This is a genomic window from Sulfitobacter sediminilitoris, from assembly GCF_010667575.1.
Taxonomy (GTDB): domain Bacteria; phylum Pseudomonadota; class Alphaproteobacteria; order Rhodobacterales; family Rhodobacteraceae; genus Sulfitobacter; species Sulfitobacter sediminilitoris.
This window is the reverse complement of record NZ_JAABNT010000002.1, coordinates 15,661-34,713: the sequence shown is the minus strand read 5'-3', so window position 1 is coordinate 34,713 and position 19,053 is coordinate 15,661. Positions and strand designations below refer to the sequence as shown.

The 19,053-nt window shown below is 60.2% G+C and carries 14 protein-coding genes; 7 read left to right on the top strand and 7 right to left on the bottom strand.

The features are described 5' to 3' along the window. Nucleotides 1-44 precede the first annotated feature (44 nt). Nucleotides 45-479 (bottom strand): alternative ribosome rescue aminoacyl-tRNA hydrolase ArfB, encoded by a 435-nt coding sequence (gene arfB / locus GV827_RS03050; RefSeq protein WP_408056263.1) that lies wholly within the window; start codon nucleotides 477-479, stop codon nucleotides 45-47. Nucleotides 480-544: 65 nt separating this feature from the next. On the opposite strand from arfB, the gene GV827_RS03045 reads away from it, so the two are divergent. Further along, entirely contained in the window at nucleotides 545-931 is a 387-nt protein-coding gene (locus GV827_RS03045; protein ID WP_164352238.1) for a SpoIIAA family protein, read from the top strand. A gap of 351 nt (nucleotides 932-1,282) precedes the next feature. On the opposite strand, the gene GV827_RS03040 is transcribed toward GV827_RS03045, so the two are convergent. From GV827_RS03040 to GV827_RS03025, 4 genes are all read right to left on the bottom strand, one after another. Continuing rightward, entirely contained in the window at nucleotides 1,283-1,903 is a 621-nt protein-coding gene (locus tag GV827_RS03040; protein ID WP_164352237.1) for a queuosine precursor transporter, read from the bottom strand. A 90-nt stretch (nucleotides 1,904-1,993) separates the two neighbouring features. Next, on the bottom strand, nucleotides 1,994-2,848 hold the full coding sequence (locus tag GV827_RS03035; RefSeq protein ID WP_164352236.1) for an esterase-like activity of phytase family protein: 855 nt from the start codon (nucleotides 2,846-2,848) through the stop codon (nucleotides 1,994-1,996). Between the two features lie 17 nt (nucleotides 2,849-2,865). After that, a complete protein-coding gene (gene mepA / locus GV827_RS03030) occupies nucleotides 2,866-3,798 on the bottom strand; it encodes a penicillin-insensitive murein endopeptidase (protein WP_164352235.1) in 933 nt (310 codons plus the stop codon). Continuing rightward, a complete protein-coding gene (locus GV827_RS03025; protein WP_164352234.1) occupies nucleotides 3,795-5,168 on the bottom strand; it encodes an MFS transporter in 1,374 nt (457 codons plus the stop codon). Before GV827_RS03025 ends, mepA begins: the two co-directional genes overlap by 4 nt. 183 nt (nucleotides 5,169-5,351) lie before the next feature. Here GV827_RS03025 and GV827_RS03020 point away from each other — a divergent pair, with 183 nt between their 5' ends. After that, nucleotides 5,352-5,678, top strand: coding sequence for a BLUF domain-containing protein (locus GV827_RS03020; protein WP_164352233.1), 327 nt, complete (start codon nucleotides 5,352-5,354; stop codon nucleotides 5,676-5,678). On the opposite strand, the gene GV827_RS03015 is transcribed toward GV827_RS03020, so the two are convergent. Continuing rightward, complete coding sequence (locus tag GV827_RS03015; protein ID WP_164352232.1) at nucleotides 5,603-6,217, bottom strand: acyl-CoA thioesterase; 615 nt, start codon at nucleotides 6,215-6,217, stop codon at nucleotides 5,603-5,605. The two genes, GV827_RS03020 and GV827_RS03015, sit on opposite strands and share 76 nt — an antisense overlap. Nucleotides 6,218-6,342: 125 nt before the next feature. Between GV827_RS03015 and GV827_RS03010 the strand changes: the two genes are divergently transcribed. The 3 genes from GV827_RS03010 to yaaA all read left to right on the top strand — a co-directional run bounded on the left by GV827_RS03010 (nucleotide 6,343) and on the right by yaaA (nucleotide 9,603). Next, the gene (locus tag GV827_RS03010) at nucleotides 6,343-6,630 is read left to right on the top strand and encodes a YggT family protein (RefSeq protein WP_164352231.1); all 288 of its coding nucleotides are present in this window, start codon (nucleotides 6,343-6,345) and stop codon (nucleotides 6,628-6,630) included. Nucleotides 6,631-6,708: 78 nt separating this feature from the next. After that, a complete protein-coding gene (gene recQ, locus GV827_RS03005; protein ID WP_164352230.1) occupies nucleotides 6,709-8,754 on the top strand; it encodes a DNA helicase RecQ in 2,046 nt (681 codons plus the stop codon). A 69-nt stretch (nucleotides 8,755-8,823) separates the two neighbouring features. Beyond that, nucleotides 8,824-9,603, top strand: coding sequence for a peroxide stress protein YaaA (gene yaaA, locus GV827_RS03000; RefSeq protein WP_164352229.1), 780 nt, complete (start codon nucleotides 8,824-8,826; stop codon nucleotides 9,601-9,603). On the opposite strand, the gene GV827_RS02995 is transcribed toward yaaA, so the two are convergent. Then, complete coding sequence (locus GV827_RS02995) at nucleotides 9,588-11,399, bottom strand: ATP-binding protein (protein ID WP_164352228.1); 1,812 nt, start codon at nucleotides 11,397-11,399, stop codon at nucleotides 9,588-9,590. The two genes, yaaA and GV827_RS02995, sit on opposite strands and share 16 nt — an antisense overlap. A 134-nt stretch (nucleotides 11,400-11,533) precedes the next feature. On the opposite strand from GV827_RS02995, the gene GV827_RS02990 reads away from it, so the two are divergent. Beyond that, nucleotides 11,534-16,969, top strand: a complete 5,436-nt coding sequence (locus GV827_RS02990) for an alpha-2-macroglobulin family protein (RefSeq protein ID WP_164352227.1) — start codon at nucleotides 11,534-11,536, stop codon at nucleotides 16,967-16,969. Continuing rightward, nucleotides 16,966-18,993 (top strand): penicillin-binding protein 1C, encoded by a 2,028-nt coding sequence (gene pbpC / locus GV827_RS02985; protein ID WP_164352226.1) that lies wholly within the window; start codon nucleotides 16,966-16,968, stop codon nucleotides 18,991-18,993. The genes GV827_RS02990 and pbpC overlap by 4 nt, the downstream gene beginning before the upstream one ends. The last annotated feature ends 60 nt before the right edge of the window (nucleotides 18,994-19,053 follow it).

Genomic DNA, 19,053 nt, shown 5'->3' with positions numbered 1-19,053 from the left:
ACAAAAAGTTTATGAAATCATAATGGTGTAAGAAGAACGGCGGCTCAGTTTTCCGGGTCGACCTTGCCGCGCAACGCTTTCACTTCTCCGCGGACCTTCTTGGCTTTCAGTCGACGTTTCTTGGAGCCCAGCGTGGGGCGCGTGGCGATCCGGCGTTTGGGCGGCGTCAGCGCCTTCTTGATCAAATCGGTCAGACGATCCCGCGCGATGTCGCGGTTGCGCGCCTGACTTCGCGTTTCATCGCATTGGATGATCAGCGCGCCTTCATTGGTCCAGCGCCGTCCCGCCAACCGTTTGAGCCGCGTCTTGACTGGGCCCGGTAACGAGGGCGAACTCGCAGCTTCGAACCGCAATTCGACAGCGGTGGCGACCTTGTTCACATTCTGGCCGCCCGGGCCCGATGACCGCACGAATTGCTCTGTGATTTCCCAGTCCTGAATGGTGATGGTGTCATTGATCCGCAGCATGAGAGCCAACATCGCATCGGAACTGGTTGAGGGGAAGGGGCGTTGGCATTGCAACTGCTGAAACAGAAAGGCACCCCATGCTGACGCGTCCCTCTATCACCCAAATCGCCACCAGCCGCAAAGATCTCTATGCCTTCCGCATCACCGCGGAAGTCAGCCGCGAGGACATGACGGCGATGGCCGAATATATGAACCGCGTGTTTGACCAGACCGAAAAGGTCGACATGCTGATGATCTTTGACCGCTACAAAGGTGCCGAGACAGGTGCGTCGTTAAGCTGGGAAGCGCTGAAATCGCGTTTCCGGTCGGTGACTAACGTGGGCCGCTATGTGGTGGTCGGCGCACCCGATGGGGCGGAAACGCTGATCGACGTGATGAACGCGATCATCCCGGTCGAGGAGGAAACCTTTGACGAAGAATTCGCCGCCTGGCGTTCACTGGACGCCGAGGCAGTCGCCGCCTGAAGCGAAATGGGCCGCCCCGGTGACGGAGCGGCCCAATCGAATGGTTTACGGAGGTGTGCCGGTTAGACCGACGTCCACTTTGCAGTTCTCGACCGCCAGGGGCTGCCCTAGCAGGAACCCTCCAAAGCTGTTCCGACACCTCTCTCCAATACCTTTCTTGACACTGGATCACCTCCTTTACATTTGTTGAACTCACCCGAATCGTCGCATGAATTTCTGCAAACGCAAAGTGTTTTTTGTGTCGCACCCTGAGGTGGTCCTGCTGTCCGTCGCTTGCAGATCATATGACAAGGGCCGGAGGACTGCCCCCGACCCCTGAAAGTCATAGCATGACGGCGGGGCCGGGCGGCCTTATGCCGTGCGCAGCAAGCGGCCTGTGATCACCCGGAACGGGATCAGCGCGATCAGCGCGATGCTGAGTTTCACGGTCCAGTCTGCCACGGCAAGAGAGACCCAAAGCGGTGCCATGGGGCCACTTCCCAAGAGCGGAAGGCTGTCCGCCGCCCAGGAGACATCCGTTGCCGGGTGGATAAAGCTGAGCGCACCGGAGAAGGCGATGGAGAAGAACAGCGCCGTATCCACGGTCGAGCCGATCAGCGTGCTGACCAAAGGTGCGCGCCACCATGCGCCGTCTTTCAGGGCAGAGAAGATCGACACGTCGATCAACTGGGCCACAAGGAAGGCGATACCTGATCCGATGGCGATCCGAACCGTAACGAGAGGGCCGAATTCACCCATGATCTGGGTGCCGATCAGCGAACAGATCAGACCGACGACAAAGCCCACCAGCACCACCCGGCGGGCAGCCGACGTGCCGTAGACGCGGTTCATGATGTCGGTGACGAGGAAGGCAAGCGGGTACGTGAATGCCCCCCAGGTCAGCCACTGACCGAAGAGAAATTGAACAAGAATATTGGAGGCCACAACAATGGCGGCCATGGCAAGGATGCCGGGAAGGTGTGTGCGTGTCATATGTAAACCGTTTTGTACAAGGGTGCGGCGACTTGGCCTGCGGGGATCGCAGACGGTCGCGCTTTAGGGGTTCACGCGGTCGGGCGCAAGTCATTCCTTGATGACGTATTCCACGATCTGGGTACGCTGGAGTGATAAAAAGTTGTCGTCCGATATCAGCGTCAGGCGGATTTGCCCCATGGGGTCACGCCAGACGCTCAGCGCCTCAAGGTTGTCGAAGGTGCCGGGAATGGTGGACACGAGCGTCTCAACGGCGTTTGGTCCAGCATCCAGATCGAACCGGCGGATGCGGCTGCGAAACCCCAGCGGAGAGAGCATGCGTTCAAGCAGGTAAAAACGTCCGTTGTCATCAAAATCGGCCCCGACTGGGACAAAGGGCCCTCTCAGGGGCACCCGGTGAGAGATGGTCCAGCGCCCGCCATGCAATTGATAAAGAGGCGTTGACCCGGTTTCATCTGCTTTGCCCTCGGAAAGGGTAAAGAGCCTGCCGTCAGGATGAATGGCGAGCGCTTCGAGACCCGTGTTGAAACCAAGCTGCTCGAAATCCTTGTAAGAGGCCAATGGGGTCGTGATGCCCCCGGAGAGGTCGAGCGCCATAACCCGATGCTTGTTCTCGAAAGAGATAAAGGCCTGACCATCCGCATCAATCGCCAGCCCCTCTGCGTCGATCAGATCGCCTTGCAATGGCGTGCCATCCGCCTGTCGCAGCGGGGTGACCGACAGCAATTCAATCCCGATCACCGTGCCTGCCGAGCGGATCAGGCGGGCCGTAACCAACACGCCACGATCAGAAATTATGGTCAGTGATTGTCCATCAGGAGAGACCTCCAGACCGGAGAAACCGCCGAACCATGGCTCCGAGATATCCCAGATCAGGTTTGAATCGATCTTTTGCGCGGGATCGGCCGATGCGGGCAGGGCCGCAGCATATGCCGCGACGATCAAGCCAAGGATAAGACGTCTCAGTTTTCCAGAACCGCCTTGCACTGTGCCGGCAGATCGGCCAGCAAAAGCTCGCGCCGGGGCTTGGGCGGTTTTGCATTGGGGTTTGGCGGCGGCGGATTGAGGATATTCTGCTGCCACTGAACCGCATCGGCGCAGCCATCGCCTGCGGGCGGGGCCTTCTGGTTCACGCATCCGGCCAGTCCCTTGGGGCAGTTCAGGCGTACGTGGAAATGATAGTGATGCCCGTACCACGGTCTGATCTTTCGCAGGTAGCTGCGGTCGCCTTTTTCGTCGTTGCACATCTGGACCTTGGCACCGGGGAACACAAAGATTCGGGAAACGCGCGGATCCTTGGCGGCGGCCTTCAGGATGTTATGGTGCGCCTGGGTCCAGGAACTGTTGACGTATGCGCCGTTGGCGCGCCGCATTGAAATCGATGAGATTTTCTCGCGCTGCCCTGCGCTCAGGCTGAGCGACTTGGGCGGGAGCATCCAGATGTCGGCATCCAGTCCGATCTGATGGCTGCGGTGCCCGGTCAGCATGGGCCCGCCGCGCGGCTGGCTCATGTCGCCGATATAGAGCCCTTCCCAACCGGGTTGCGTCGCCGCAAAGGTCGACAGTTTTTTAACCATGTCGATCATTTCAGGGTGAGCCCAGTTGCGGTTGCGCGACAGACGCATGGCCTGCCAGGTCGGTCCGGTTTCAGGCAGTTGCGCGGCCCCTGCAAGGCATCCCTTGGCGTAACTTCCAAAGGGTGCGGGGCCTTGCGCAGAGGCAAAGCTTTTCGCCCCGAACAGCTTCTTGGCCTGCACCCCGGACAGCGCACCGCCGGAGGTGCCGATCGTTGGCAAGACCACTTTTTCGCCGCTGATGTCACGGCCCCCTCCGCCGCCGCAGGAGGCGAGCGTGAATGTCAGTGCAGTAATTGTGAGTATTCGGGAAAGGATCATTTGGCAAAATCTCCATCTCGTTTCACCCATGCTAACAGGATCAACCCAAGGATGAACAGCCCCACAACGGGGGAAATGCCAAGTCTTTGGCTGCCTGTGATGTCGCTGGTCACGGCAATCAGTGCAGGGGCAAGAAATGACGTCGCCTTGCCAGAGAGCGCATAGAGCCCGAAAGCTTCGGTCATGCGTTCGGGATCACCCTGCCGGGTCATCATGTTGCGGGAGGATGCCTGCAGAGCGCCACCTGCCGCACCGATAAGGGCACCGGCAATGTAGAAGGCGACATCAGGGGCAGATGTGCCTTCCCCAAAGTCGATACCCATGATCGACGTCGGAGTGAGTGAAATGATAAGAATGGCGGTCAGGATCAGCGTCACGCAGCAAAACACGATCACCGGCATCGGGCCTATGCGCCGATCTACCCGGCCACCGATCCAGCAAAAGATCGCACCGGAGATTGCGGCGAGTATGCCGAAAATGCCGATGTCGATGATCGACCAGTTCAGCACCCCCAGCGCGTAGATGCCGCCAAAGGTGTACATGCCGTTCAGCGCATCCCGGTAGAACATGGACGAGCCAAGATAGGCGAGCAGGGACGGATGCCGGGGCAGATTGCGCAAAGTACGCATCAGATCGCTTAGGCCCTGACCAAAGCGATAGCGTTTGCCTTCGAACGTCGGGTCGTCGCGGGTGTAGAGAAAGAAGGGGATCATGAAGATCGCGAACCAGATCGCGGCAAAAGGTCCGACGATGCGGGTGTCGGCCTCGGTTCCCGGATCCAGACCAAACAACGGTGAAAGCCCTGCCATCGTGCGCCCGTTCTCGCCTGCCTGGAACAGCGCAATCATTGCGATCAGGGCGACCACGCCGCCGACATAGCCGAAGGCCCAGCCAGAGCCGGAAATGCGCCCGCGCTCTGCCGGGTCCGGGTCAAGTTCTGGAAGGTAGGAGTTGGTAAAGATCGTCGCAAACTCCATTCCAATGAGGCCAATGCCGAAAAAGAACAGCGCCCAGAGGATTGAGAAATCCTGCGGGGCCGTCCACCAAAGTGCGCCCGCGCCGACGAAGTAAAGCAGTGAAAACAGCCATATCCATGGCATACGCTTGCCCGTGGAATCAGCGATTGCACCAAGGATGGGCGCGAGTATTGCGATGCAGATGCCCGTCACCGTAAGGCCGTATCCCCAATAGGCCTGCGCCTGTGCTTTGGCCGCGTCAACGGCCATTCCCCCCTCAATCAGCGCATTGGTTGCCGTCTGGGCGAAATAAGGACCGAATATAAAGGTCAGCAAGAGCGTATTATAAGGCTGACTTGCCCAATCGAAGAAATACCATCCCCAGATGCGTTTGCGCTGTGAAATCTCTGCCATTCTTGCCCCCCGTACCCTGACTAAGGGTAGAGCAGGCGCGCCGCCGCCGCGCAAGAGAGACTGTACCGTTCAAGGCGGGTTGATCACGGGTTTTGCCTGGTTTGCGACGATTAAACCCTTGTATTGATCAGTGCTCAAAGTAACGTGGATCACCCGTGGGCAGACTACTAAAGGTGCGGCCAGGTGATCAGAGTTCTTTATTTTAGCACGGCCCGTGTAAATTTGAGCGCTGCAGACGTGGCCAGGATCGTGGCTGAAGCGGAAGTGAAGAATGCGGATCTGGGGATCACCGGGGCGCTGGCCTACAATGGGCGTAACTTTTGCCAGCTTCTGGAAGGTCCGGATGACAGGGTGATGGCATTGATCGAAACGATCAAAGCCGATCCGCGCCATTCCGGGTTCAAGATCATCGATCAAAAAGAGATCACCAGCCGCTATTTCTCAGATTGGTCGATGAAGCTGGTGGATGCGCTTGATTTCTCAGTCGTGATCAACGCGATGCAGGCATAGACCTCTTGCATTGGCGGCCATGGCCGGTGGCTTTCCGCTGCACACCAGTGTGCAATCCATTCCGGCGTTGGAGGAGAGCTGACCTCTTTTCCCATCGCCTCAAGCACCTTGTCGGGAGACACCAGCCCATTCTTGTCGGTGACGGCCGCGCGGTATAGCACATGGCTGGCGCAGTCGCCGTTCGCTTTCCACATGCTTTGTTCAAGATACACGAACTTGTCATCCCAACAAACCGCACGACTGCGCATCTCGAAACGCTCAAAACCGTGGATGCGCTTGCGAAACCGGGTCGTTGTGCCAGCCATCGTCAGCCCCCAGCGGTTCTTGCGCACCACGTCGATCAGACCGGCACGCAGCGCCATCGCCGTGCGCCCGATGTCATAGAGTGACATGGCGCGCCCGTTGTTCAGTTCCATCCAGAAATCGAGGTCATGGGGCCAGCAGATATGCTGGCTGACATGCGTCTGCGTCAATTCGGTGAAACGCGGCTGGCGGTTAGCGATGTAGAGTTCTTTGAAGGTACGGACAAATGGGTACATGGACTGGCTCCTTTACCCTCGCAGTTGACCTATGGTGTGGCTGCGTCAATTGGGAACGTCGCGGCACTCTTGCGGTTTTGCGGATCGCAGCTTAACTGACAGGCATCATCCCAGAGAGGCCAGACATGACATCCATTTTCCAGATCCTGATGCTGCTGCTGAACATCGTCTATTTCATCGTGATCGCGCATGTCATCATGTCCTGGCTGATCAATTTTCAGGTGCTGAACCTGCGTCAGCCGCTGGTCGCGCAGATCTGGGACGGGCTGAACCGCCTGCTTGAGCCGATCTACAGCCGCGTGCGCAGGATCGTTCCGCCGATGGGCGGCCTGGACCTTGCGCCGTTGATCGTGCTGATCGGCGTGGCAATTCTACGGATTGTTCTGATCAACAACGCGGCGGCCTTTTACTAAGGCGAGTTCGGGCTTGTTCATTAATTGTTAGTGTGGGAATCTGCAAAAAAAGAGCAGATAAATTTACAGGTTCCCCCGATGACTGGCGCTGCCACGCTACTTCGAGACGTCTTTGGCTTTGATGCCTTTCGCCCCGGCCAGCAAGAGATTGTCGAGGCTGTGACCGCGGGTGAAAACGTGCTGGCGATCATGCCGACGGGTGGCGGCAAATCACTGTGTTTTCAATTGCCGGCGCTGATGCGCGAGGGGGTCACTGTCGTGATTTCCCCGCTGATTGCGCTGATGCGGGATCAGGTGCGTTTCCTGCAAGAGGCGGGCGTTGGCGCGGGGGCTCTGACCTCTGGGAATACACCAGAAGAAACGGATGCCGTATGGGAAGGGCTGGAAGCGGGGACGATCAAGCTGCTCTATATGGCGCCAGAGCGGTTGGCGGCAGGGTCCGCCATGGGCATGCTGAAACGCGTCGGCGTCAACATGATTGCCGTGGACGAGGCCCACTGCGTGAGCCAGTGGGGCCACGATTTTCGCCCTGATTACCTGCGCATCGGTGAGCTGAGGCGGACACTGAATGTGCCTTTGGCAGCGTTCACCGCGACGGCGGATGCCGAAACGCAGGCTGAGATTGTTGAAAAGCTTTTTGATGGCGCACCGCCACACGCCTTCCTGCGCGGTTTTGACCGGCCAAACATTCATCTTGCCTTTGCCGCCAAGAACAAGCCGCGAGAGCAGATCCTGAACTTTGCCGCCGCCCGCAAGGGACAATCCGGCATCGTCTATTGCGGCACGCGGGCGAAGACCGAAGGTATAGCCCGGGCGTTGAACGAGGCTGGGCAGAAAGCGATCCATTACCATGGTGGGATGGAAGCAGAGGACCGCCGCATCGCGGAGCGACGTTTTCAGCAAGAGGACGGGCTGATTGTCTGCGCGACGGTGGCCTTTGGCATGGGCGTGGACAAGCCCGACATCCGATGGGTCGCTCATGCCGATCTGCCGAAATCCATTGAGGCCTATTACCAGGAGATTGGCCGCGCGGGTCGCGACGGGGCACCGGCCGAGACGCTGACGCTGTTTGGTCCCGATGACATTCGCCTTCGACGCAGCCAGATTGACGAGGGGCTTGCCCCGCCTGAACGTCGTGCCGCAGATCACGCGCGGTTGAATTCGCTTTTGGGACTGGCGGAGGCGCTGGAATGTCGGCGCAAGACGCTGCTGGGATATTTCGATGAAACGGAGGTGACCTGCGGTCGCTGCGATCTGTGTGACACGCCAGCGGACGTGTTCGACGGCACAACGGCAGTGCGCAAGGCGCTGTCAGCGATCCTACGCACCGGGGAATGGTTCGGGTCGGGACATTTGATCGATATCTTGCTGGGGATTGAGACGGATAAAGTCAAAGCGCGTGGTCACGCTGATTTACCGACTTTCGGCGTGGGGGGTGAATATGATCGCCGCCAATGGCAGGCGGTTTTCCGGCAGATGATGGGCCACGATCTGATCCGACCTGATCCTGAACGCCATGGTGCCCTGCGCATGACCGATGCCGCCCTGCCCATTCTGCGTGACGAGGCCAAGATCAGCCTGCGGCGGGATTCCATCAAGACCGCAAGCGCCACGCGGCGACCCGCCGTCAAGGCAATGGTCAGCGAAGAGGACGCGCCGCTGCTGTCCGCGCTCAAGGCCAAGCGGCGTGCACTGGCCGAGGCGGCCAAGGTTCCGGCGTATATTATTTTCACCGACCGAACGCTGATCGAGATGGCCGAAACACGACCGCACAATCTGGACGCCATGGCCGGGATCAGTGGTGTAGGCACGAAGAAGCTGGAAACCTACGGTGCGGCGTTCCTTGAAGTGATCAACGGCGAAGCCGAAGTCATGCACCCGACGCGCCGCAAATTGGCCGGTCGAGACGCGGGCACAGTCTATGATCAGCTTTTGCAGGTTCAGGCAGATCTGGCCCGCGGTGAGGCAGGGACAGAAAAACCTTTGAGTTGCTCGGCCTCCTTGCTGGCAAAGGTTGCGCAACTGCGCAACGCGGATGAGACAGCAATTGAACGCCTGCTGGGTGAACGGCGCGCATCGCGTTTCGGCTCCGCTTTTTTGGATGTGCTCCGCGAGGCGGGCTGAATGCCGCAGCGACCTTGCGGTCATGTTCTCAGCCGCTATGTGTGATGAAACGTTTGAAGGGGGACCGCAATGCTGGTGGTGATTTCGCCTGCCAAAAGGCTGGATTGGGACGCGCGAGAAGCGCAGATGACGCAACCTGATTTTCAGGATGACGCAGTGCGGCTGGCCAAGACCATGCGCAATCTGACGCTGGGCAAACTCAAGGACCTGATGGATCTGAGTGATGATCTGGCGCGGCTGAACCGGGACCGGTTTCAGGCGTTCGAAGACGCCCCAGAGGCCGAAGCGACGCGTCCGGCGGCCCTGGCTTTTGCCGGGGACACCTATCAGGGTCTGGAGGCAGCCAGTCTTGATCCGGATGAAATGGCATGGGCGCAGAAGCACCTGCGCATCCTTTCGGGTCTTTATGGTGTGCTGCGCCCGATGGACGCGATCCAGCCCTACAGGCTTGAGATGGGCAGCAAGCTCAAGACACGCCGGGGCGCGAACCTCTATGACTACTGGCGCGATGACATTGCCAAGGCGCTGAACGCCCAGGCCGATGAGGTGTGCAGCGATGTGCTGATCAACTGCGCAAGCCAGGAATACTTTGGCGCGGTGGCCCCCAAGGCGCTTAAGTTGCGGGTGATCACACCGCAGTTCATGGAAGACAAGCGCGACGGCAAAGGGCCGAAGATTGTCAGCTTTTTTGCCAAGAAGGCGCGCGGCGCAATGGCGCGATTCATCGTTCAGAACCGGTTGACCGACCCCGATGCGATCAGGGACTTCGACACTGGCGGATATGCCTGGCAGGCGGACGCATCTACGCCTGAAAAACCCGTCTTTGTTCGCGATTACCCGGCTTCCTGAAGCGCATAAAGCGGTGCCATGTCGGGGGTGTGCACGGTCTCGATCTGTTCAAGAAGTGATGGCTTGCGCAGCGGCTTGGTCAGGTAGCCGTCTAAACCGGCCTTGAGTATTTCATCCTCATCCCCGGCCATGGCGTGAGCGGTTAGCGCGATGATCGGTGTTCGCCTGTCTGTCTCAAGCTGGCGAATGGCGGCGGTCGCTTCTTTGCCGTCCACGATCGGCATTGAGATATCCATAAAGATCAGGTCTGGCGTGTTTTCCTGAAACAGGCTGATCGCCTCTGCCCCGTTGTTGGCAAAGACCAGATCGATATTCAGATCCTTGATCATTTTGCCAAAGACGAACTGGTTTGTCTTGTTATCCTCCGCTGCAAGAATCCGCATCGGTCGCAGCTCGGCCGCGCCTTGCTGCGGTTTTGTGTCATGGGGGGCGGCGGCATCTGGCTGGCTGTCGGGTGTCTTGGCCAGTGCTAAGGTCATCTTGAAACTGAAGCAGGTTCCCTGACCTTCTTCTGAGGTGACCCAGATATCTCCGCCCATCATCCGGACCAAGCGTTCGCAGATGGCAAGCCCAAGGCCGGTGCCTTCGAACTGACGGTTCCGCTCTCCCTCGACCTGATTGAATTCACCAAACACGTGATCGATCATATCTGCGGGGATACCGATGCCCGTGTCCGCAATGTCGATCTGCATATCGATCTGACCATCCTCTTGGACCTCGCCTGCGGTCACCCGCACCGCGACATGACCGTCAGAGGTGAATTTCACAGCATTGCCGATGAGGTTTGCCAGAATTTGGCGCAGACGGACCGGATCACCGATCAGATGCACCGGGACAGATGTGTCATATTCCAGCTCAAGCGCGATGCCCTTGCCCTTGGCCGTTGGCATCAACAGCATCAGTACTTCCTGAATGGTGACCTGCAGGTTGAAGGGTTTCGGCTTCAGCTCAAGCCGTTGTGCCTCGATCTTGGAGTAATCCAGCACGTCGTTAATGATAACCAGCAAGGCTTCGGCTGAGCTTTTGATGGTCTCGGCATATGGCCGCTGTTCTTCATCCAGTTCGGTTTCCATGAGCAGGTCGCTCATGCCGATCACACCGTTCATGGGAGTGCGTATTTCGTGGGTCATGTTGGCCAGAAAGGCGGATTTGGCCCTGTTTGCGCTTTCCGCCACGCTGCGGGCCTCTTTCAGCTTTTCCTCATAAGCGACGGCCTCAGTGATATTCAGCGCAAGCGAAACAATGTCGCCTTCAGGACCGCGCTGGTCGATCAAACAGATGTATTCCCCATTCCACAGCTGAATGTCGATCGGGTCAGGACTGGCCTGTTGAAACCGTTCCATCATCATTCGGCGCCAGTCGGCGGGCGGCATGCCTGCGGTGTTCAAAATCCCCTCGTCCGTGAGGACCTGCAGGATCGTGACATAATTCACGCCTGTGCGGATCGCTTCGACCCCGTCAAAGGCCTGAAGATAGGCGTTGTTGGCCATGATCATCTCATGGTCCGCATTAAAGAAAGCAAATCCGTCCTTGATTGATTCGATCGTGTACCACAAACGCCGTTCCGTGATCGCAATTCGCTGGTTGGCCGCACTCAGGTCGGATTTCACGCGCTGGTTTTCACCCCGGATGCTTGCGACCTCGGCGCGGGTTTCAACGATCTCTTCGCTGAGTTGTTGCGCGTGCTGGCCCAGCTTGCGATTGGCGGCAAAAAGTTCGGCCTGTTTCAGTTCCGGCAACCGTTCGGCGGCAAGCCTGCTGCGCCGTTCTTGTGTCAGTTTGCTGGCAAGGCTCATGCGCCGCTCCAAAGGGTTCCTGTCGTGGGGCGCACACTGAACCAGCGCGGTGAACATCTGCTTAAATCTGACGCCAGACTTGCCGCATCGCAAGCCGCGTGGCACCCTGACGGCATTTCAAAAGGAGATTTCTGATGCGCCCTTTGCATGGCCTTGCGCTGTCGTTCGTCCTGTTGATCCTGGGGGTTTTCCAAACAGCGGCCCAAAACGCCGTGCCCGATCACCGGTACCTTTATTCCCGTGATGTGGATTTCTATGGCGCTGATCTGACCAATCTCTTTGACACCAGCCAAGAGGCTTGTGCGCGTGCCTGTTCGGCCCAAGAGGCGTGCATCGCCTTTACCTATAACCAGCGTAACAACGCCTGTTTTCCAAAGTCGGCCATCACGGACAGGCAGCCGTACCAAGGGGCATTGTCCGCACAAAAGGTTGCCACCGATGCGGTCGTTCTGGCCACCCAAACGGCAAGGCGCTCTGACCTTGGATTTCTTGATGAAACGGGTCTGAATGCCGCACGCGGCTTTGTCGCGACCAACAGCGCACGCTATTCCTTTTCCGGTGAAACGGTGCAGGATCTGACTGCCGCCATGGCGGAGGCAGAGCAGGCCGGGGATACACGCGCAGCGTTGCGCTGGGCAGGCAAGACTGCGGCACTGACCGACCGGGGGGAGATCTGGGCGGGCTACGCACGCCTTGCCCTGATCCGGGCAGAAAACGGTGAAAGCGCGGAGCGCCGCCAATTCCGGCGCGAGGCCTTGCTGGCTGCGATCAACGCCTATCTGCGCGCTGATCAGCCCACTGTGCAGGTCGAGGGGCTCAGCGTTATGGCGCGCGCACTTGAGGCCAACCGGCGCGGGCGCGACATGATCCCCGCTTTGCGTCTGGCGCTTGGCATTTCGCCTCGGCAAGATATCGAACAGGCGTTGGACGATGCCATTGGCAAGTATGGTTTTCGTATCACCGAACACCGGGTTGACAATGACGCCGCCGCGCCGCGCATCTGCGCTGAGTTTTCTGAAAAGTTGGTGCAGGTCGGTGTGGACTACGAACCTTTCGTGCGCGTCGAGGGGCGCGGGCTGGTCGTGCAGGCGCAGAACAGTCAGCTGTGCATTGACGGGGTGGAACACGGTCAGCGCTATGGTGTGACCTTCCGTGCAGGCTTGCCCGCTGCCAGCGGAGAAACCTTGCACAAGGACGTGCGCCTGCAGCTTTACGTCCGCGACCGGACGCCAGCAGTCCGTTTTCCGGGCCGCGCCTATGTCCTGCCGCGCAGTGCGGATGCGGCGCTCCCAATCGAAACGGTCAATGCCTCAACGCTTGATCTTCGCTTGCGCCGGGTCAGCGACCGCAACCTTGTACGCGCCATTCGGGAAAGCTATTTCGGCAGGCCGCTCAGCGCCTACGAGGATGATCAGTTTGCGCAGAACCTCGCCCAAGAGGTCTGGACCGGTCAGGCAGAGGTACAAAATGACCTGAACGTCGACATGACAACGCGCCTGCTCATGGGGGAGGCGCTGGCGGATCAGCCCCCTGGTATTTACGCATTGAGCGCCGCCATACCGGGTCAGGACCCTTACGAGAACGCCGCCGCAATGCAGTGGTTCGTTCTGTCTGATCTGGGCCTTTCCACGTGGTCTGGCGTGGATGGCATGCAGGTGGCGGTAAGGCGCCTTGCCGACGCATCGGCCAAATCGGGCGTGACCGTCAGTCTGATCAGCCGCGCCAATGCCGTGCTGGGTACGGCGGTGACCGATGCAGACGGTTTCGCACGCTTCCCGGCAGGTCTGACGCGTGGATCAGGGGCAGCACAGCCCGCACTTGTGATGGCCGAGGATGCGGCGGTGGACATTGCCTTTTTGCCGCTGACGGACCCGGCGTTCGATCTGTCCGACAGGGGCGTCGAGGGCCACCCGCCTGCGCCCCCCATCGACACGTTTCTGACAACCGACAGGGGTGCCTACCGCGTGGGCGAGACGATCTATGCCACCGCCCTGACCCGCGATGCGCAGTCGCAGGCGCTGGAGGGCTTGCCGGTGACGGCCATCCTCAAACGTCCCGACGGGGTGGAGTATAGCCGACAGCTGAGCCAGAACGCCAAGGCGGGGGGGCATGTTTTTGCATTGCCTTTGGGCCCGGATGTGCCGCACGGGGCCTGGCGGCTGGACATCCTTTCGGACGTAGATGCCCCCGTGCTGGCAAGCCAGACGGTGCTGGTCGAGGATTTCCTGCCCGAGCGGATCGATTTCGACATTACCCTGCCGGATGCGCCAATGAGATTGGGCCAGACGCCCCCTTTGACGGTCGATGTCCGCTATCTTTTTGGCGCGCCGGGGGCCGACCTGACCGTGGAAGGCGATGTGCGGCTGCGTGCGACGCGCACGCTGGATACTTGGGCGGGATACCTCTTTGGTCGGCATGATACACCCTTCCGCACCCAGACCCGGATCATTCAGAGTGCCGTGACCGATGCGGAGGGCAAGGCGACATTGGCCCTGCAATTGCCGACCCTGGACGAAAACCCCGGAACCCAGCTTGAGGCCGAGGTCATCCTGCGCGTTGCAGAGGGGTCAGGCCGTCCTGTTGAACGGCGCGTGACCAAGCCAGTGACGTCGGATGCCGCCCTGATCGGGATCAAACCCTTGTTTGATGACGTAATCGCCGAAGGGGCTGAGGCCGCATTCGATCTGATTGCAGTGTCGCCTGACGGCGCTGCGATTCCGATGGCCGTCCGCTGGACCGTCAACAAGGTCGAAACCCGTTATCAATGGTATCAGCTATACGGCAATTGGGAGTGGGAACCCGTTACCCGGCGCATTCGGGTAGACACCGGTGAAATCATGCTGGGCGAGGATCCAACGACTGTATCGGCACCTACCGAATGGGGAATGTACGAGATCGTGGTGGAGCGTGTCGGCGCACCATATTCAGCGTCTTCGGTCACGTTCCATTCCGGTTGGTACGGCAACGATGGGTCAACCGATACGCCGGACCGGCTGGAAATGTCCCTTGATGCGGAACGCTACGACATCGGCGACACGGCGACACTACGGCTGGTGGCCGAGGGTGATGGCGTTGCGATGATCTCCGTGCTCTCAAACAGGATAGTCGAACGACGGGTGGTGCCGGTACGTCCGGGTGAGAATTCCGTCGCGCTTGATGTGGGAGAGGATTGGGGCAGCGGGGCTTATGTCACCGTGTCGGTGCTTCGCGGAATGGATGTTTCAGCGGGGCTGAACCCTTCGCGACAGCTCGGCGTGGCCCATGCCGCCGTGGCACCCGGTGACAAGGCGCTTTCCGTTCGCGTCGATGCGCCCGACGTCGTCGATGGTCAAGCAGGCACCATACGTGCAGCGGTACAGGTTGACGGGGTCGCTTCAGGCGAGACGGGCTATGTCACCCTTGCCGCAGTCGATGTCGGTATCCTCAACCTCACGGGATTTGAAGCCCCCGATGTCACCGATCACTACTTTGGCCAGCGAAGGCTGGGCGTCGAGATGCGGGATATCTACGGGCGCCTGATTGACGGCATGAACGGCGCGATGGGTACGGTGCGTTCAGGCGGGGATGCCGCCGCCAGTGCACAGGTGCAATCACCGCCGCCGACCGAGAAACTGATGGCGTTTTTCACTGGTCCGGTTGAGGTTGGGCCGGACGGCCGCGCGGAGGTTGAGATCATCAAGCCCGCCTTTAACGGGACCATCAAGCTGATGGCCGTGGCGTGGTCACCAACTGCTGTTGGCGATGCGACGCAAGACGTGGTGGCGAAGGACCCGGTGGTCGTGACCGCATCTTTGCCACGGTTCCTGGCCCCTCAAGATGAAAGCCGTCTCTTGCTGGAACTGGTTCACGCTAATGGCGGGGCAGGCGAGATGCCTGTTCAGGTCTATGCCGATGCAGGCGTGGCCTTGGGCGACGTGCCGACCAGTGTGACCCTGAATGACCAAGGATCGGAACGGCTGGCGATCCCGGTGACAGCCCGAGAGATTGGCAATCATCTGATCACTGTCGTGCTTACCACTCCTGATGGCGTAGAGCTGCGCAAGGTGCTGACACTGCCAGTCCGCGACAATGATCCAGAGACCGCGCTGACGCGGCAGTTCTCCCTTGGTGTCGGGGAGAAGTTCAGCTTTGACGTGAATGTCTTTGCCGGACTGCGGCTGGGCACCGGATCGGCAACGCTGACCGCAGGCCCGCTTGCGCGTTTCGATGTGCCGGGACTGTTGCGGCAGCTTGATCGCTATCCCTACGGCTGTACTGAACAGGTCACCTCAGGCGCGATGCCGCTGCTCTACCTCAGTTCGATGGCACAAGCCGCCGGACTGGGAGAGCCGGAGCGCATTGACGACAAGATCAGCAAGGCCATCGCACGGGTGCTTACACGGCAATCTAGCAACGGTGCCTTTGGCCTGTGGCGGGCCGGTTCGGGCGAGTTCTGGCTGGATGCTTACGTCACTGATTTCCTGTCGCGGGCGCGCGGGCAGGGGCATACCGTGCCTGATCTGGCCTTCAGTCTTGCCATGGACAACCTGCGCAACCGGATCAGCTATGCCCCCGACTTTGACAACGGAGGAGAGGATATCGCCTATGCCCTTCTGGTGCTGGCCCGTGAGGGTGCCGCAAGCATGGGAGATCTGCGATACTATGCCGATACCAAGGCGCAGGATTTTGCCACGCCACTTGCCGCAGCACAGCTTGGTGCTGCGCTGGCGTCTTATGGTGATCCGGTCCGGGCCGATGCAATGTTCCGGCGTGCCGGTGCGATGCTGGTGGGACAGCGCGACAATCGCGGTTGGCGTGTGGATTTCGGCACACCGCTGCGCGACACAGCCGCTGTGCTGAAGCTGACCGCAGAAGCAGGTAGCGCCGCCATTGATCGGGCGAGCCTTGTGTCTCTGGTGCATCGGGGCACCGGACGACTATCCACGCAGGAAGCTGCGCAGGTCGTGATGGCCGCCCATGCGCTCAGCTCTTCTGATGCAGTACCGGGGCTACGGGTCGACGGGCAGGTGGCAAACGGCCCGGTGGTCAAACGGATGGACGATACAGACACGCAGGTGTCAGTGATTGAAAACATCAGTACCGTTCCAATGGATGTGACCATGACAGCTTACGGTGTTCCAGAGGTTGCGTCGGCTGCCGATGGGTATGGCTACAAGATTACGCGCCGCTATTACACGATGGACGGCGCACCGGCAGAGGGGCCTGTCGCGTCGGGTGACCGGTTGGTCGTGGTGATCGAAGTAACACCGTTTGAGGATATCGGCGCGCGGCTGATCGTCGATGATCCGCTGCCCGCCGGGTTTGAGATCGACAATCCGAACCTTCTGCGCAGTGGCGACATTGGCGCGCTTGACTGGCTCAAGACGAAAGAGCCGGAAACAGCGGAGTTCCGGAGCGACCGCTTCATCGCCGCTGTCGATCATCGAAAGGCAGAGCCGTTCAGGCTGGCCTATGCCGTGCGCGCGGTCACGCCGGGACGCTACCATCACCCCGCAGCGACCGTTGAAGACATGTACCGCCCTGAGTACCGCGCCAACACCGCGACGGGTCAGGTGACTGTGACGCCATGATCCGGCGGTACGCACTCTTTGGGCTGGTCCTCGCCCTTGGGCTGGGGGCTGGCCTGCGTGATGCTTTCGACGGCTGGGTCGCAGGGACCAAGGTACCGCCGGTTCTGGTTGAAACATCGGTTGAAGTGCGGGACCGCCATGGCACCTTGATGCGTGTCTTTCCGGTTGAGGATGGTCGCATCCGTCTGGCGCCTGACCTTGATCAGGTCGACCCGGATTTCCTGTCGATGCTGATCACCTACGAGGACAAACGGTTCTACACCCATTCAGGTGTTGATCCGCTGGCCGCACTGCGCGCTGCGGTGCAGGCGATCTGGGCAGGCGAGGTGGTGTCAGGAGGCTCCACGCTGACGATGCAGGTGGCCCGCCTTCTGGAGAATTCAGGCACCGGGCGCTTGGCGGGCAAGCTGCGGCAGGTTCGGCTTGCGCTGGCGCTGGAGCGGCGATTGAGCAAAGCGCAGATACTTGAGTTGTATCTTGCCCACGCCCCCTATGGTGGTCCGGTCGAAGGATTGCGTGCGGGATCGCTTGCCTGGTTCGGCAAGGAGCCTAAACGCCTGAGCATGAACGAAGCGGCCTTGCTGGTGGCCTTGCCGCAAGCACCCGAGGCGCGCCGCCCGGACCGGTACCCGGATATTGCCCAAGCTGCCCGCGCCCGTGTGCTGGACCGGGTGAATGCGCCGGAGGACTTACGCGCGGCACCTGTGCCTGCCGCCATGCGTCCTTTCGCACGCCTTGCCCCGCATTTAGCTGACCAGATGCGTCGGCAATCCCCGCTGAGCCAGCGGCATGACGTGACCTTGGATGCAGGCCTGCAAAAACAGATAGCAGAGCTTGCGGCCCAAGCCGTCCGGGGGCAGCCGCAGGGCGTTTCCGCCGCGATCGTAGCGGCGGACCATCAAAGCGGAGAGGTGCTTGCCTCGGTCGGATCACCAGCCTATGCCGCCACCGGTGGGCGCCTTGGGTTCGTTGACATGACGCGCGCTGTCCGTTCTCCCGGCTCAACGCTGAAACCATTCATCTACGCGCTGGCGTTTGATCAGGGGCTGGCGCATCCTGACACGCTGATTGATGATGTGCCCGTCTCCTTTGGCCGCTATGCGCCGCAGAATTTCGACGGCCAATTCCGCGGTCAACTGACGCTGCGCAAGGCGTTGCAATTGTCTTTGAACATTCCGCCCGTGCTGCTGATGCAAGAGCTGGGACCGGCAAGGCTTTTGGCGACCCTGCGCAAAGGCGGCGCGCAACCACAAGTGCCGGGCGGTCAGGCAGGATTGGCCGTGGCTTTGGGCGGTGTTGGCCTGACGCTGAATGATCTGGTGCAGCTCTACGGCGGGCTGGCAAATGGGGGGGAGGTCCGCCCGTTGAGTTGGCGCACGGGACAGGCAAATCAGTCATCACATCGGATCGTGTCGCGCAGTGCAGCATGGCAGGTAGGGCATATCCTTGCCAGCATATCCGCGCCACAAGGCAGCGCTGCTGATGCGCGGCACATCGCTTTCAAGACCGGCACGTCCTACGGCCACAGGGATGCTTGGGCAATCGGCTTTGACGGGGCGCATGTAATAGGCGTTTGGCTAGGGCGCCCCGACGGAACCCCGGTGCCGGGTGCCTTTGGCGGTGATCTCGCTGCCCCCGTTCTGTTCGAGGCATTTGGCCGACTGAAGGCGCGCGCCGCGCCTTTGCCGCCACCGCCGCCCGAAACCCTGATCCTGAGCACGGCAGCCCTGCCCAAACCTTTGCAGCGCTTTCGGAGCCGGGACGCGGTTTTTGCCCCGGCCCGTGATGCGCCGCAGGTCAGCTTTCCTCCCGACGGCGCGGTCCTGCGGATGACAGGCGAGCCGGTGCCGCTCAAGCTCAGCGCAGGTGTCTTGCCGCTGACGGTGTTGGTGGATGGCGCACCGGTTCTGACCAACCTGCGCCATCGCGACGCGTTGTTGCCGATGACAGGACCGGGGTTCTCGCGCATTTCGGTGATCGATGCCAAGGGGCGTGCGGCAAGCGTTCAGATCCGACTGCAGTAGCACGAATCCGCCGCTGGGGATATTGCCGGTAGCAGGGTGATGTTATATGTCCGGTTCACC